Annotated in this window: 12 protein-coding genes; 7 read left to right on the plus strand and 5 right to left on the minus strand. The window is 68.0% G+C overall.

What is annotated here, in order from left to right; translation table 11 throughout:
* The first annotated feature begins 80 nt into the window (after positions 1-80).
* Complete coding sequence (locus tag WC493_RS14085; protein ID WP_373066164.1) at positions 81-1,343, plus strand: MFS transporter; 1,263 nt, start codon at positions 81-83, stop codon at positions 1,341-1,343.
* A 2-nt stretch (positions 1,344-1,345) separates the two neighbouring features.
* On the opposite strand, the gene WC493_RS14090 is transcribed toward WC493_RS14085, so the two are convergent.
* Positions 1,346-2,239 carry a LysR substrate-binding domain-containing protein gene (locus WC493_RS14090; RefSeq protein ID WP_373066165.1) on the minus strand — a complete coding sequence of 298 codons (894 nt, stop codon included), beginning with the start codon at positions 2,237-2,239 and terminating at the stop codon, positions 1,346-1,348.
* Between the two features lie 13 nt (positions 2,240-2,252).
* The gene (locus WC493_RS14095) at positions 2,253-3,419 is read right to left on the minus strand and encodes a nucleotide sugar dehydrogenase (protein WP_373066166.1); all 1,167 of its coding nucleotides are present in this window, start codon (positions 3,417-3,419) and stop codon (positions 2,253-2,255) included.
* A gap of 232 nt (positions 3,420-3,651) precedes the next feature.
* On the opposite strand from WC493_RS14095, the gene WC493_RS14100 reads away from it, so the two are divergent.
* The 6 genes from WC493_RS14100 to WC493_RS14125 all read left to right on the plus strand — a co-directional run bounded on the left by WC493_RS14100 (position 3,652) and on the right by WC493_RS14125 (position 10,374).
* The gene (locus tag WC493_RS14100) at positions 3,652-5,208 is read left to right on the plus strand and encodes an ABC transporter ATP-binding protein (protein WP_373066167.1); all 1,557 of its coding nucleotides are present in this window, start codon (positions 3,652-3,654) and stop codon (positions 5,206-5,208) included.
* A complete protein-coding gene (locus WC493_RS14105; RefSeq protein ID WP_373066168.1) occupies positions 5,208-6,284 on the plus strand; it encodes an ABC transporter permease in 1,077 nt (358 codons plus the stop codon). The genes WC493_RS14100 and WC493_RS14105 overlap by 1 nt, the downstream gene beginning before the upstream one ends.
* 3 nt (positions 6,285-6,287) lie before the next feature.
* Entirely contained in the window at positions 6,288-7,217 is a 930-nt protein-coding gene (locus tag WC493_RS14110; RefSeq protein WP_373066169.1) for an ABC transporter permease, read from the plus strand.
* Positions 7,218-7,254: 37 nt separating this feature from the next.
* Positions 7,255-8,340, plus strand: coding sequence for a BMP family ABC transporter substrate-binding protein (locus WC493_RS14115; protein ID WP_373066170.1), 1,086 nt, complete (start codon positions 7,255-7,257; stop codon positions 8,338-8,340).
* An 85-nt stretch (positions 8,341-8,425) separates the two neighbouring features.
* On the plus strand, positions 8,426-9,733 hold the full coding sequence (gene guaD / locus WC493_RS14120; protein WP_373066171.1) for a guanine deaminase: 1,308 nt from the start codon (positions 8,426-8,428) through the stop codon (positions 9,731-9,733).
* 125 nt (positions 9,734-9,858) lie between these two features.
* Entirely contained in the window at positions 9,859-10,374 is a 516-nt protein-coding gene (locus WC493_RS14125) for a hypothetical protein (protein WP_373066172.1), read from the plus strand.
* Here the strand turns inward: WC493_RS14125 and ade are convergent.
* The 3 genes from ade to WC493_RS14140 form a co-directional block, all read right to left on the minus strand.
* Positions 10,361-12,073 carry an adenine deaminase gene (ade, locus tag WC493_RS14130; protein ID WP_373066173.1) on the minus strand — a complete coding sequence of 571 codons (1,713 nt, stop codon included), beginning with the start codon at positions 12,071-12,073 and terminating at the stop codon, positions 10,361-10,363. The genes WC493_RS14125 and ade overlap by 14 nt on opposite strands.
* 57 nt (positions 12,074-12,130) lie before the next feature.
* A complete protein-coding gene (upp, locus tag WC493_RS14135) occupies positions 12,131-12,778 on the minus strand; it encodes a uracil phosphoribosyltransferase (protein ID WP_373066174.1) in 648 nt (215 codons plus the stop codon).
* A 247-nt stretch (positions 12,779-13,025) separates the two neighbouring features.
* A complete protein-coding gene (locus tag WC493_RS14140) occupies positions 13,026-14,399 on the minus strand; it encodes a class II 3-deoxy-7-phosphoheptulonate synthase (protein ID WP_373066175.1) in 1,374 nt (457 codons plus the stop codon).
* Positions 14,400-14,425 lie beyond the last annotated feature (26 nt).

Genomic DNA, 14,425 nt, shown 5'->3' on the forward strand with positions numbered 1-14,425 from the left:
CACGAAACTTCCCCGTTTGTCGCCGGCTCGCGTCCCCGCTCCGATGGGGCATGCGGCGCAGCGCCCGCAGGAGATCTCACATGTCGCCATCCGCCCTTCCGAAGCCGGCGTCCCGCCGCGGCCCGGCGCCGCTTCTCGTCATCGGGGCGGCGGCGGCGATCCTTTCGGTCAGCATGGGGATCCGCCAGAGCCTCGGCCTGTTCCTGCCGCCGATCGCGGCGGAGGGCGGTGCCACGGCGGGCGAATTCGGCTTTGCCCTCGCCGTGCAGAGCCTGGTCTGGGGCCTGGCGCAGCCGGTCGTCGGCGCGTTGGGCGACCGTTTCGGGGCGCGGCCGGTGGTGATCGGCTGCGCCCTCGTCTATGCCCTCGGCCTCGGTTTCCTCGCCTATGGGCCGCCGCTGGCCGGGCTCGGGGCAGGGGCCGGGCTGATGGTCGGCATCGGCATTGCGGGGACGGGTTTCGGCGTTCTCTTCGGTGCGGTCGCCCGGATCGTCTCGCCGGCCCGGCGGGTGCCGGTGCTGGGCGTCGTTTCAGCCGCAGGATCGCTGGCGACCCTGCTGATCGCCCCGCTCGGCCAGTACCTGATCGCAGGTCCGGGCTGGCGCACGGCGGCTGCCGTCTTCGCCCTCGTCGCCCTCGCCATGGTGGTGCTGGGCGTTCTCCTCGGCGGGCGGGGGGCGGCGGAAGCGGCGCCGGTGCGGGCCGTCCCGGTCCAGGGCATCGGCGCCGCCGTGGCCGAAGCGCTCCGCCATCCGGGCTTCCTCGCCATGACGGCGGCCTATTTCGCCTGCGGCTTCCAGCTCATGTATATCACCGTGCATCTGCCGGCTTTTCTCGCCTTCTGCGGCATCGCCCCCGTGGTCGGCGCCGATGCCCTCGGCCTGATCGGCCTCGGCAATGCCGTGGGTTCGCTGGTGGCCGGCTGGCTCGGCGCGCGCTTCAGCCAGAAGCGCCTGCTCGCCCTCGCCTATCTGCTCCGCACGCTGGCGATCGCCGGCTTCGTCGCTACGCCGGTGACGCCGCAGTCGGCCCTGGTCTTCGCCGCCGCCATGGGGCTGCTCTGGCTCGGCGTGGTGCCTCTGGTCAGCGGGCTGATCGTGCGCATGTTCGGCCTCGGCCATTTCAACACGCTGTTCGGCGTCGCCTTCCTCAGCCACCAATTGGGTGCCTTCGCCGGTTCCTGGGCGGGCGGTCTCAGCGTCGGCCTGACCGGGTCCTATGGCGCCGCCTGGGGCGCCATGCTGGCGATCGGCGCCGCCGCCTTCCTGCTGCAATGGACCATGGACGATCGTCCGCGGCCGGCGCATCAGGAGGCCGGCGGGGCGCTGCCCGCCCCCCTGTAACCTCAGGCGTCGGCGCCGAGCTCGGCCAGGAGCCAGGCGCGGAAGCGCTTGGCCTCCGGCCGCTCGAAGACATGTTCGGCGCCGGCCAGCCAATAGGCTTCGGCGATCGGCAGGGCCGGCCCCTCGACCGGCGCGAGGCGGCCGTCGGCCAGGAAATCGCTCAGCACCGGCAGCCGCCCCATGGCGACGCCGAGACCATGCGCCGCCGCGTCGGCGGCGAGCTGGATGGTGTCGACCCGCATCACCCGGACGTTGTCCGGCATGGCCTCGCCCCGGGCGGCGAACCAGGGACCCCAGTCGTCCCGGATCGAGGTCACCAGGATCAGCGGCAGGTGCTGTAGCAAGGCCCCCAGCGAGGCTGCGGGATGCGCCGCCAGCACGGCGGGAGCGGCGACCGGCTGCACCCTTTCCTGCACCAGGCGGATCCAGTTCTCGCCCGCGCGGGCGGCGGTGCCGCGGCGGATCGCCAGATCGACGCCCTCGAGCGGGAAATCGACATAGTGCTTGGCCGTGTCGAGATGGACCGCGATCTCGGGATGGGCTTCGGCGAAGCGGGGCAGGCGGGGCAGCAGCCAGCAATTGGCGAAACTGGGGGCGGCGCTGATCGCCAGGCTGCCGGTGGCGCGCCGGCCCGGCAGGCGCTCGGTCGCGGTCGCGATCAGGGCGAGGGCGGCGCGGATCTCCTCGCCATAGGCTTTGCCGGCGGGCCCCAGGATCAGGCCGCGTGCCGTCCGCTGGAAAAGCTCGGTACCGAGCCAGTCTTCCAGCGTCTGCACGGCGTGGCTGACCGCACTCGGCGTGACATTGGCTTCCTGCGCCGCTTCCTTGAAACTGCCGAGCCGCGCCGCCGCCTCGAACAGGCGGAGCGTGTTCAGCGGAGGAAGCCGGAAGGCCATGGGGGCGGCAGCCTCAGTCCGAACCGAAGAGGTCGCGGCTGAACACCTTGGCGTCGACGTCGGCGAGGTCCTTGGTCTTGCGGTTGGCGATGATCACGTCCGCCTCCGCCTTGAAGGCGGCGAGGTCGCGCACCACGCGGGAGCCGAAGAAGCGGTCCTCGTGCATCGCCGGCTCGTAGACGATCACCTCGATGCCCTTGGCCTTCACCCGCTTCATCACGCCCTGGACCGAGCTCTGGCGGAAATTGTCCGAGCCCGACTTCATGACCAGGCGGTAGATGCCGATCACCCTGGGCCGCCGGGCCAGGATCGCGTCGGCGATGAAATCCTTGCGCGTCCGGTTGGCGTCGACGATCGCCTGGATCAGGGTCTGCGGCACGTCCTTGTAGTTGGCCAGGAGCTGCTTGGTGTCCTTGGGCAGGCAATAGCCGCCGTAGCCGAAGGAGGGGTTGTTGTAGTGGCTGCCGATGCGGGGATCGAGGCCGACGCCGTCGATGATCTGGCGGGCATCGAGCCCGCGCGACAGGGCATAGGTGTCGAGCTCGTTGAAGAAGGCGACCCGCATGGCGAGATAGGTATTGGCGAAGAGCTTGATCGCCTCGGCCTCCGCACTGTCGGTGAACAGGGTCGGCACGTCCTTGGTGATGGCGCCTTGCTTCAGGAGCTCGGCGAAACGCTCCGCCCGGGCCGAGCGCTCGCCGACCACGATCCGGCTGGGGTGCAGGTTGTCGTAGAGCGCCTTGCCCTCGCGCAGGAATTCCGGCGAGAAGATCAGGTTCTGCGTGCCCATGGCGGCCGCCGTCGCCTTGGTGTAGCCGACCGGGATGGTCGACTTGATCACCATCACGGCCTCGGGCGCCACCGCCTTCACCTTCTCGATCACCGCCTCGACCGAGCGCGTGTCGAAGCGGTTGGTGTCGGGATCGTAATTGGTCGGCGTCGAGATGATCACATAGTCGGCGCCGCGATAGGCTTCCTCGGGCACCGTGGTGGCGCGGAAGTTCAGGTCTTTCCGCTTCAGGAAGGCTTCGCATTCGGGATCGGCGATGGGCGAGACGCCGGCATTCACCTGGGCCACTTTCTCGGCCACCACATCGAGCGCCACCACCTCGTTGTGCTGCGCCAGGAGCAGCGCATTCGACAGCCCGACATAGCCGAGACCCGCAACCGCGATCTTCATCTCACCCTCGCTCCACCCTCTGGCCCCACGGCCGCGCCTGTCCTCGCATATGCCGGGGGTCGTGCCAAGTGCGATGGGCGCGGGTGTGTTCTGCCGGCGACTTCGTTGCCCGCAACTTCGTTGATTGTCTCGAAAACCCGAAAAACATTATTGCCCTGCACGACGGTTGTCTTGGTGCACTGCCATATGCTGCACTGGCGTTACAGGGGCTTGGACGGGATCGGGGTGGCAGATGGAGCCGGTTGAGGAGGTCGTCAAGCAGCATCCGCGGCTCGAATTGCGCGGCATCACGAAATCCTTTCCGGGCGTCAAAGCCAATTCGGACGTCTCCTTCAAGGTGCAGCCGGGCGAGATCCACGCCCTGCTGGGCGAGAACGGCGCCGGCAAGAGCACGCTGGTCAAGCAGATCTACGGCATCCTGAAGCCGGATGCGGGCGACATTTCCTGGGACGGGCGCGAGGTCGACGTGCCCAGCCCCCATGCCGCCCGGGCACTCGGCATCGGCATGGTGTTCCAGCATTTCTCGCTTTTCGAGGCGATGACGGTGCTCGAGAACGTCGCCCTCGGCATGGACGATCCGGGCAGCGACCGGGCGGCCCTGGCGGCGCGGATCCGCCTCGTTTCCGACTCCTACGGCCTGCCGCTCGATCCTGCGCGGGAAGTCCATACGCTCTCGGTCGGCGAGCGGCAGCGGATCGAGATCGTGCGCTGCCTGCTGCAATCGCCGCGCCTTCTGGTGATGGACGAGCCGACCTCCGTGCTGACCCCGCAGGAAGTCAATCGCCTGTTCGAGACCCTGCGCAAGCTGAGCGCCGAGGGCTGCTCGATCCTCTACATTTCGCACAAGCTGAACGAGATCAAGGAACTCTGCGACCACGCCACCATCCTCCGGGGCGGCAAGGTGGTGGCCGAATGCACGCCGGCGGAAGAAACCGCGCGCAGCATGGCGCAGCTCATGATCGGTGCCGAATTCCGCAGCGTCGCCAGGCGCGAGGCGGTCGAGAACACGGGGCCGCTCCGGCTCGAGCTGAAGACTCTCTCCATGGCGCCGGAAGTTGCCCATGGCGTGCCGCTGAAATCGATCAATCTCGCCCTCAAGGCGGGCGAGATCCTGGGCATCGCGGGCGTCGCCGGCAACGGCCAGGGCGACCTCCTGGCCGCCATCGCGGGCGAGCGCCGGGCGGTCGACGCCGGCGCCGTCATGATCGACGGCAAGCCGGTCGGCAAGCTCGGCCCCGCCGGCCGGCGCAAGCTCGGCCTCTGTACCGTGCCGGAGGAACGCAACGGCCATGGTGCCGTGCCGGACATGTCGCTGACCGACAATGCCATGCTGTCCGGTCACAAGCGCATGGGCTTCCTCAAGGGCGGCTTCCTCGACACGGCCAAGGCGCGCAGTTTCGCCGCCGAGGTGATCAAGCGTTTCGACGTGCGCACCCCGGGCACCGAGACGACGGCGGGCAGCCTCTCCGGCGGCAACCTGCAGAAATTCATCGTCGGGCGCGAAATCCTCCAGAAGCCGGAAATCCTGGTGGTGGCGCAGCCGACCTGGGGCGTCGATGCCGCCGCGGCGGCGACCATCCAGCAGGCCCTGGTCGACCTCGCCGCGACCGGCAGCGCCATCCTGGTGATCTCCCAGGATCTCGACGAGCTATTGACGCTCAGCGACCGCATCGCCGTCATCAATGCCGGCAGCCTGTCCGAGGCCATGCCGACCGCCACCGTCTCGGTCGAGGAAATCGGCCTCCTGATGGGCGGCATCCACGGCACGCCGGAAAAGGGAGCTGCGTAATGGCCCTGAAGATCGAGGCGCGCCGACAGATTTCGACGCGCATGCTCTATCTGACCCCCTTCATCGCCGTGGGCGCCACGGTGGTGGCGGGCTTCTTCCTGTTCCTCGCCCTCGGCGTCGATCCGCTCGACTCGCTCTATTATTTCTTCGTCTCGCCGGTCGAGACGCTGAACGGGCTCGCGGAACTCGGGGTCAAAGCGGCGCCGCTGATCATGATCGCGGTCGGCCTCGCCCTCGGCTACCGGGCCAATATCTGGAACATCGGGGCGGAGGGGCAGCTCACCGTCGGTGCCGTCTGCGGCGGCGCGGTGGCGCTCGCCTTCTGGAACGACGAGGGGATCTACATCCTGCCCCTGATGGCCTTCGCCGGCATCCTCGGCGGGGCCGCCTATGCCGCGATCCCGGCCTTCCTGAAGACCCGCTTCAACGTGAACGAGATCCTGACCAGCCTGATGCTGACCTATGTCGCCACGCTGTTCCTGGCCGTGCTCGTGTTCGGACCGCTCAAAGATCCGGAAGGTTACAACTTCCCGCAGTCCCGCATGTTCTCGGACTCGGCCATCCTGCCGATCATCCTCGAAGAGACGCGGCTGCATCTGGGCTTCCTGGTGGCGCTTGCGATCGCGGTGGCGGGCTGGGTGCTGCTGTCCCGATCGATCATCGGCTTCCAGATCCGGACGCTGGGCTCCGCCCCGGCGGCGGCGCGCTATGCCGGCTTCGACCGGACCCGGCTCACCTGGTTCTGCCTGCTGCTGACCGGCGGTCTCGCCGGTCTCGCCGGCACCTTCGAGGTGGCGGGGCCGATCGGCCAGCTCGTGCCCAATATCTCGCCCGGCTATGGCTTCACCGCGATCATCGTCGCTTTTCTCGGCCGGCTGCATCCGCTCGGCATCATCGCCTCGGGCTTCCTGATGGCGCTGTCCTATCTGGGCGGCGAGAACGCGCAGATTACGGTCGGCCTGCCCCAGGCGGTGACCGGCGTGTTCCAGGGCCTGCTGCTGTTCTTCCTGCTCGCCTCGGACTTCCTGGTGCGCTACCGCGTGCGCTCGGTGAAACCTCTCGCGGAAGGGGTGTGAGCCATGACCTTCGACGCTCTCCTGCCCATGCTGCTGACCGTCATCACGGCGGCGACACCGCTGCTGCTGGCCTCGATCGGCGAGCTGGTGACCGAGAAATCCGGCGTCCTCAACCTCGGGGTCGAGGGCATGATGCTGGCGGGCGCCGTGATCGGCTTCGCCACCACTGTCGGCACCGGCTCGGCCTTCCTCGGCATCGTCGCGGCGGGCATCGCGGGCATGGTGATGGCCTTCGCCTTCGGCGTGCTGACGCTCACCCTGATGGCCAATCAGGTGGCGACGGGCCTGGCGCTCACCATCTTTGGCATCGGCCTCTCCTCCCTGATCGGCGCGTCCTATGTCGGCGTGCCGGTCGAGAAACTGGCCAAGATCGAGATCCCGGGCCTCTCCGCCATTCCGGTGCTCGGCCCGCTCCTGTTCGATCACGACCCCTTGGTCTATCTCTCGGTCGCCATCACGGTCGCGGTCGCCTGGTTCATGAAGCGGACGCGGGGCGGGCTCATTCTCCGCGCGGTCGGCGAATCCGATCTCTCGGCCCATTCGATCGGCTATGACGTGATCAAGGTCCGCTATATGGCGGTCCTGTTCGGCGGCTTCACCTCGGGGCTGGCCGGCGCCTATCTGTCGCTCTCCTATACGCCGATGTGGGTCGAGGGCATGACGGCGGGGCGCGGCTGGATCGCGCTCGCCCTGGTCGCCTTCGCCTCGTGGCGGCCGTGGCGTGTCTTCGGCGGCGCCTATATCTTCGGCGGCGTGACCATCCTGCAGCTCTATCTCCAGGGCGCCGGCGGCATCGGGATCCCGGCCCAGGTGATGAACATGCTGCCCTATCTCGCCACCATCATCGTGCTCACCGTGATCTCGGCCGGCCCCTGGCGGGGGCGGCTGGATGCCCCGGCCTGCCTCGGCAAGCCGTTCCGGCCGGCGAGCTGACCCTTTTCACCCTCCGATCCATGCGCTGGAGTTCGAGATGATCAGACCAATCGACCGCCGTACCTTCCTCGCCGGCAGCGCCGCCGCCGGCCTGACCCTGGCGTCCGGGCCGTTCCGCGGGGCGAGTGCCGCCGACCCCCTGAAGATCGGCTTCATCTATGTCGGCCCGGTCGGCGACTTCGGCTGGACCCATGGCCACGACATGGGCCGCAAGGCGGTCGAAGCCAAGTTCGGCGACGCGGTGAAGACCACCTATGTCGAGAACGTGGCGGAAGGCCCCGATGCCGAGCGCGTGATCCGCAAGCTGGCGGCCGACGGCAACAAGATGATCTTCACCACGTCCTTCGGCTACATGGAGGCGACGCTGAAGGTTGCCAAGCAGTTCCCGAAGGTCTATTTCGAGCATGCGACCGGCTTCAAGACCGCGCCCAACGTCTCGGTCTACAATTCGCGCTTCTACCAGGGCCGCGCCGTCGTCGGCCATATCGCCGGTTCGCTGACCAAGACCGGCAAGATCGGCTATATCGCCTCGGTGCCGATCCCCGAGGTGGTGATGGGCATCAACGCGACCGCGATCGCCGCCCGCAAGGTGCGCCCCGACGCCGAAGTGAAGGTGGTGTGGATCAATTCCTGGTACGACCCGGGCAAGGAAGGCGATGCCGCCAAGGCCCTGATCGACCAGGGCGTCGACATCATGACCCAGCACACCGACAGCCCGGCGCCGCTCCAGATCGCCGAACAGCGCGGCATCCTCGGCTTCGGCCAGGCCTCCGACATGAAGGCCTATGCCCCCAAGGCCCAGCTCTCCGCCATCGTCGACGTCTGGGCGCCCTATTATATCCAGCGCGTCCAGGACGTGATCGACGGCAAGTGGACCTCGAAGGACACCTGGGACGGGCTGAAGGAAGGCACCCTCGAAATGGCGCCTTACGGCGATGCCGTGCCGGAAGCGCTGCGTGCCGAAGCCGACAAGATCAAGGCCGGCATCATCGACGGCACCTACGACTGTTTCGCCGGCCCGATCAAGGACCAGGCGGGCGAGCTCAAGGTGGCCGAGGGCAAGAGCCTGGCCGACGGCGACCTGCTCGGCATGAAGTGGTACGTCGAGGGCGTCTCGGCGTAATTCCGCCCGTCCCTCGCCCCGGCTCTTCCCCCCTCGCGGGGGGACGACGGGGCGAGGCGGCGGCTCCGACCTCGGGAAATCCATCATGACCGACAAACGCGCCCTGCGCGGTCGCCTGCTCGACTTCATTGCCGATCCGGCCGTGGCCGGCCAGGAAGCCGTGCGTTACATCGAGGACGGCATCCTGGTGATGGAAGGCGGCCACATCGTGGCGCGCGGCACGGCGGCCGAACTGCTGCCGGCGCTGGGCGGCGTGCCGCTCGACGATTGGGGCGGCCGGCTGATCGTGCCGGGCTTCATCGATCTCCACATCCACTATCCCCAGAGCCGGGTGATCGCCGCCTTCGGCACCCAGCTCATGGACTGGCTGGAACGCTATACATTCCCCGAGGAATCGCGCCTGGCCGATCCCGCGGTGGCGACGGCGATGGCTTCCTTCTTCCTCGACGAGCTGCTCTCCAACGGCACCACCACGGCGGTGGTCTATGGCACCGTCCATGCAGCCGCGACCGATGCCTTCTTCGCCGAGAGCGAGCGGCGCAACACCCGCATGATCGCCGGCAAGTCGATGATGGACCGGAACGCGCCGCCCTGGCTGATGGACACGGCCCAGGGCTCCTACGACGCGGTGACAGACCTGATCGGGCGCTGGCACGGGCGCGGGCGTCAGCTCTATGCCGTCACGCCGCGCTTTGCCGTCACCTCGACCGACGAACAGCTCGAGGCCGCCGCCGCCCTGCTGGCCGAGCATCCGAGCGTCTTCCTGCAGACCCATCTGTCGGAGAACGACAAGGAGATCGCCCTCGTCCGCGAAATCTACCCCTGGGCGCGCAACTATGCCGATGTCTACCGGCATTTCGGCCTGATGGGGCCGCGTTCGCTGTTCGGCCATTCGATCCATCTCGACGACGAAGAGATCGAAATGCTGGCCGAGAGCGGTTCGGCCGCCGTGTTCTGCCCGACCTCGAACACTTTCCTCGGCTCCGGCCTGTTCGACCGCGAGCGGCTGGCGGCGGGCGGGGTTTCGATCGGCCTCGCCACCGATGTCGGCGGCGGCACTTCCTATTCCATGCTGGAGACCGCGGGCGAGGCCTATAAGGTGCTGCAACTGCGGCGCCAGACCTTGCGCCCCTTCGACGCCTTCCACATGCTGACCCGGGGCAATGCCGGGGTGCTGGGCCTCGGCCATCTGATCGGCTCCTTCGACGTCGGCTCGGAAGCCGACGTCGCAGTGCTGGACGCCCGCGCCACCCCGGCCATGGCACACCGCATGACCGCGGTCGAGGGCGATCTCGAGCAGGAACTTTTCGTCCTGATGATCATGGGCGACGACCGTTCGGTCGCCGCCACCTATGTCGCGGGCGAGCCCGCCCGACGCCTCGGCCTGGCCTGAGCGGCGGGGGCACATCCGCTTTATCCCGCTGCTGAACGGGGTTATCCTTTCCGCGTGTGCCGGTGAATGATCTTCCCGCATGTGGGGGTGGTGGTCGCCTCGGCGCCAACCGAAGGAGAAGGGCCATGAGCCTGGTTGCCTTGGGGCGGGAACATGCCGCCAGTCGGCTGCCTCCGCCGAATTTCAACTTCACCACCCTGGTCACCAAGGGGCTGCCGGGCGTCCCGCCGCCGCCGCCGCCCGCCGCCGCGACGGTGCCGGGGGCGGACAGCGCGCTCGACGCGCTGACCAAATATATCCCGGTCGAGACGGTGACCCTCTATGTCGCCGCCGTCTCGGCCCAGCCGGCGCTGCAGAGCATGGTCTCCTGGGCCACGGCCGGCCTGCTCTATGTGATCTTCGGGGTGTTGACGCCGGTCATCCTGTGGCTGGTGGCGGCCAGGGCGCAGCGCGCCGCCGGCCTGACGCCGACGCTGCCCCTGTGGCGCATGTTCGCGGCGACCGTCGCCTATTTCGTCTGGGGCCTGTCGGTACCGGGCCTCATCGAAGGCGACGCCGCCCGGGTCGTCGCCGCCTTCGGCGCGGTGCTGGTCTCCACTCTTCTGTCGCTGGTCGAAGGGGTGTTGCCTAAGCCGCAATGAGTTCGAAACGGTCGACGTCGACCAGTCCGTGGTCGGTGATCTTCAGGTGGGGGATCACCGGCAGCGGCAGGAAGGCGAGCTGGAGGAAAGGCTCCGGCAGCGGGCAGCCCAGCTCGCGGATGACGGCGCGAAGGGCGACCAGATCGGAACGCACGCCCTCGAAGGGCTTCAGCGAGATGAGACCGGCCATGGGCAGGGCCAGTTCGCCCACCACGCGGCCGTCCGCCACCGCGACGAAACCGCCACCGATTTCGATCAGGCGATTGACCGCCAGGGCCATTTCGGCGTCGTCCTTGCCGACCACGCAGACGTTGTGGCTGTCGTGGCCGACCGAGGAGGCGAGCGCGCCGCGCGCCAGGCCGAAGCCCTTCACGAAACCGCGGCCGATGTTGCGGTTCTTGCCGTGGCGGGCGACGACGCAGACCTTGAGCACGTCGTTGGCGGGATCGGGCAGGCGTTCGCCGTTACGGTAGGGCAGGGTCATGGTCAGGTGCTCGGTCACCACGCTGCCGACCGAAATGCCGATCACCGGGCCTGTCGGCGCACTCGCCTTGACCACGAAATCGCCGGCCGAAACCGGCGCCAGCTTCATCGAATCGAGGCCGATCGGCGCCGGCAGGCGGCGGTTCTCGAACAGCGCCGGGGTGACGATGCGGCCGGCCGAGATCACGCCGTGCACGGCGCAGGTCTCGAGATCGTCGAGCAGCACGATGTCGGCCCGGCGGCCGGGCGCGATGATGCCGCGGTCGCGCAGCCCGAAGCTCTGCGCCGCCGACCAGGAAGCGGCGCGATAGGCATGCGCCAGCGGCACGCCCTGGGCGATCGCCGTGCGCACCAGATGGTCGACATGGCCTTCCTCGTGGATGTCGAGGGGGTTGCGGTCGTCGGTGCAGAAGGAGACGAAGGAGGACGTATCGGCCGTGATCAGCGGGCTCAGGGTCTTCACGTCCTTGCACACGGTGCCTTCGCGCACCAGCACCTGCATGCCCTTGCGCAGCTTCTCGAGCCCTTCCGGCAGGGAGGTGGTCTCGTGGCAGTTGCGGATGCCACAGGAGAGATAGGCATTGAGGTCACGGCCGGAGACCATGGGCGCGTGACCGTCGATGTGGCAGCCCTCGAAGGCGGCGAGCTTGGCCAGCACGTCCGGATCCTTGTAGAGGATGCCGGGCACATTCATGAATTCGGCAAGCCCGATCGAATGTTTGTGCCCCTTGTAACGCACCAGATCATCGGCGGTCAGGGTGGCGCCCGCGGTCTCCAGTTTGGTCGCCGGCACGCAGGAGGAGAGCTGGACCTTGAGGTCGAGCACGGTACCGGCGGCCGCCTCCAGGAAATAGTCGAGGCCCTGGGTGCCCAGCACGTTGCAGATCTCGTGCGGGTCGCAGATCGCCGTGGTGGTGCCGCGCGGCAGCACGCAGCGGTCGAATTCGCCGGGGCTGACCAGGCTGCTCTCGACATGGACGTGGGTGTCGATGAAGCCGGGCACGCAGGTCAGGTTCCGCCCGTCGATCTCCACCTTGCCACGGTAGCCTTCGTAGGTGCCGACGATGCGGTCGCCGCAGATGGCGATGTCGCCCTCCGCCACTTCGGCGGTGGCGACATTGAGGAAGCGGGTGTTGCGGATGACGATATCCGCCTCCATCCGGCCGAGCGCCTGGTCGATCATCCGTTCGAGGAAGCTCGTATCGTAGTTCGCCATGGCCTTGTCCTCGAAACCGCTACTGAAGCCCCAGTCTACGCGCTTACCCGCGCGCCGTCATTTCGTGCCGAACAGGCGGTCGCCGGCATCGCCGAGGCCGGGCACGATATAGCCGTGGTCGTTCAGGCATTCGTCGATCGCGGCGGTATAGACCGGCACGTCCGGATGGGCCGCGCGCAGATGGGCGACGCCCTCGGGGGCGGAGAGCAGGCTGACGAATTTGATCGAGGTGCAGCCGGCGTCCTTCACCTTCTGCACCGCGGCCACGGCGGAATTGCCGGTCGCCAGCATGGGGTCGAGCACGATCGCCAGGCGCTCGCCGATGTCGCGCGGCAGCTTCATGAAATATTCGACCGCCTGCAGCGTTTTCGGGTCGCGGTAGAGGCCGACATGGCCGACGCGGGCGGCCGGCAGGATGTCCAACATGCCCGAGAGCAGGCCCTCGCCCGCGCGCAGCACCGAGACTAGGCAGAGCTTCTTGCCCGCGAGCTGCGGCATCATGCAGGTCTTGATCGGGGTTTCGATTTCGACCAGTTCGGTCGGCACGTCGCGCACCACCTCATAGGCGAGCAACATGCCGATCTCGCCCAGCAGGCGGCGAAAGCCGAGGGTCGACGTCTCGCGCCGGCGCATGATCGTCAGCTTGTGCTGGACCAGCGGATGGTCGACCACGATCACACCCGGATCGCCCTTGAAACCCGTCATCAGAACCCTCGGCATCGTCGATAGTGAGTCGGCATTACAGCACTCGGCCATATCTTCGCCAAGTTCGCGCCGCCAGCTTCGTGCCCGTGCATCGCGGGCGGGGTGGGGGACTCCGTCCCATGTGACGGGGAAATCGCCGATGCGGTCGGCGAGGCGCAGAAGAACCTGCGGAAGGACATCTACCGCGGCCCGAAATAATGAGGGGCGGCCGGGTGTCCCCGCCGCCCCTCAAATCATGTGCGCCCGATTACGAGGCGGCGGCGAGCTGGGCGCCGGCGCGTTCTTCCTTGATCTCCTCGGCGAGGAGGAAGGCGAGTTCCAGCGCCTGCGAGGCGTTGAGGCGCGGGTCGCAGGCGGTCCGGTAGTAGTCGGCCAGCTGGTCGTCCGCGATCTCGACGGCGCCGCCAATGCATTCGGTGACGTTCTGGCCGGTCATTTCCAGGTGGATGCCGCCGGCATAGGTGCCTTCGGCCTCATGCACCGCGAAGAAGCCGCGCACTTCGGCCAGGATGCGGTCGAAGGGACGGGTCTTGTAGCCGCTCGCCGACTTGATCGTGTTGCCGTGCATGGGATCGCAGGACCACACGACCTTGCGGCCCTCGCGCTTCACCGCGCGCACCAGGGCGGGCAGCTTGCGCTCGATCTGATCGTGGCCCATGCGGGTGATCAGGGTGAGCCGGCCCGGCTCGTCCGCCGGGTTCAGGGCGTCGATCAGCTTCAGAAGGTCGGCCGGCTCCATGCCCGGGCCGACCTTGCAGCCGATCGGGTTGCGGATGCCGCGCATGAATTCGACATGGGCGCCGTCGAGGTCGCGCGTCCGCTCGCCGATCCACAGCATATGGGCCGAGGTGTCGTACCAGCCGCCCTGCACCGAATCCTCGCGCGTCATCGCCTGCTCGTAGCCGAGCAGCAGCGCCTCGTGGCTGGTGTAGAAATCGGTCTGGCGCAGCGCCGGCGTAGTCTCGCCGGTGACGCCGCAGGCGCGCATGAAGTTGAGCGATTCCTCGATCCGCTGGGCGATGTCGCGGTAACGCTCCATCGCCGGGCCGGAGACGAAGCCCATGTTCCAGCGGTTCACCTGGCTCAGCTCGGCATAGCCGCCCTGGGCGAAGGCGCGCAGCAGATTGAGCGTCGCCGCCGACTGGCCATAGGCCTGCAACAGGCGGGACGGATCGGGCACGCGCGCTTCGGCGGTGAATTCGGGTCCGTTGATGTTGTCGCCCCGGTAGGACGGCAGCTCGACGCCGCCGATGGTCTCGGTCGGGGCCGAACGCGGCTTGGCGAACTGGCCGGCGATGCGGCCGACCTTCACCACCGGGCAGGAGGCGGCATAGGTCAGCACCACGGCCATCTGCAGGATGACGCGGAACATGTCGCGGATATTGTTCGGGTGGAATTCCGAGAAGCTCTCGGCGCAGTCACCGCCCTGGAGCAGGAAAGCCCGCCCCTGCGCAACCTCGCCCAGCGACTTCTTCAGGTTCCGTGCCTCGCCCGCAAAGACCAGCGGCGGATAGGAGCGCAGCTTCTCCTCGACCGCGGCGATCGCTGCGGGATCGGGATATTCCGGCACCTGCTTGATCGGCAGGTTGCGCCAGCTGTCGGGGCTCCAAGGTTTGCCCATGGCTCTGTTCCACACCTAGGGGGTCA

This window comes from Zavarzinia sp., assembly GCF_041650655.1.
In the GTDB taxonomy this organism is placed as follows: Bacteria; Pseudomonadota; Alphaproteobacteria; order Zavarziniales; family Zavarziniaceae; genus Zavarzinia.

Excerpts from the sequence above, each read along its gene's own strand:
- WC493_RS14140 (WP_373066175.1), bottom strand. The coding sequence starts at position 14,399 with ATGGGCAAACCTTGGAGCCCCGACAGCTGGCGCAACCTGCCGATCAAG.
- upp (WP_373066174.1), bottom strand. The coding sequence starts at position 12,778 with ATGACGGGTTTCAAGGGCGATCCGGGTGTGATCGTGGTCGACCATCCG.
- guaD (WP_373066171.1), top strand. The coding sequence starts at position 8,426 with ATGACCGACAAACGCGCCCTGCGCGGTCGCCTGCTCGACTTCATTGCC.
- WC493_RS14115 (WP_373066170.1), top strand. The coding sequence starts at position 7,255 with ATGATCAGACCAATCGACCGCCGTACCTTCCTCGCCGGCAGCGCCGCC.
- WC493_RS14090 (WP_373066165.1), bottom strand. The coding sequence starts at position 2,239 with ATGGCCTTCCGGCTTCCTCCGCTGAACACGCTCCGCCTGTTCGAGGCG.
- WC493_RS14125 (WP_373066172.1), top strand. The coding sequence starts at position 9,859 with ATGAGCCTGGTTGCCTTGGGGCGGGAACATGCCGCCAGTCGGCTGCCT.
- WC493_RS14105 (WP_373066168.1), top strand. The coding sequence starts at position 5,208 with ATGGCCCTGAAGATCGAGGCGCGCCGACAGATTTCGACGCGCATGCTC.
- WC493_RS14110 (WP_373066169.1), top strand. The coding sequence starts at position 6,288 with ATGACCTTCGACGCTCTCCTGCCCATGCTGCTGACCGTCATCACGGCG.
- WC493_RS14100 (WP_373066167.1), top strand. The coding sequence starts at position 3,652 with ATGGAGCCGGTTGAGGAGGTCGTCAAGCAGCATCCGCGGCTCGAATTG.
- ade (WP_373066173.1), bottom strand. The coding sequence starts at position 12,073 with ATGGCGAACTACGATACGAGCTTCCTCGAACGGATGATCGACCAGGCG.
- WC493_RS14095 (WP_373066166.1), bottom strand. The coding sequence starts at position 3,419 with ATGAAGATCGCGGTTGCGGGTCTCGGCTATGTCGGGCTGTCGAATGCG.
- WC493_RS14085 (WP_373066164.1), top strand. The coding sequence starts at position 81 with ATGTCGCCATCCGCCCTTCCGAAGCCGGCGTCCCGCCGCGGCCCGGCG.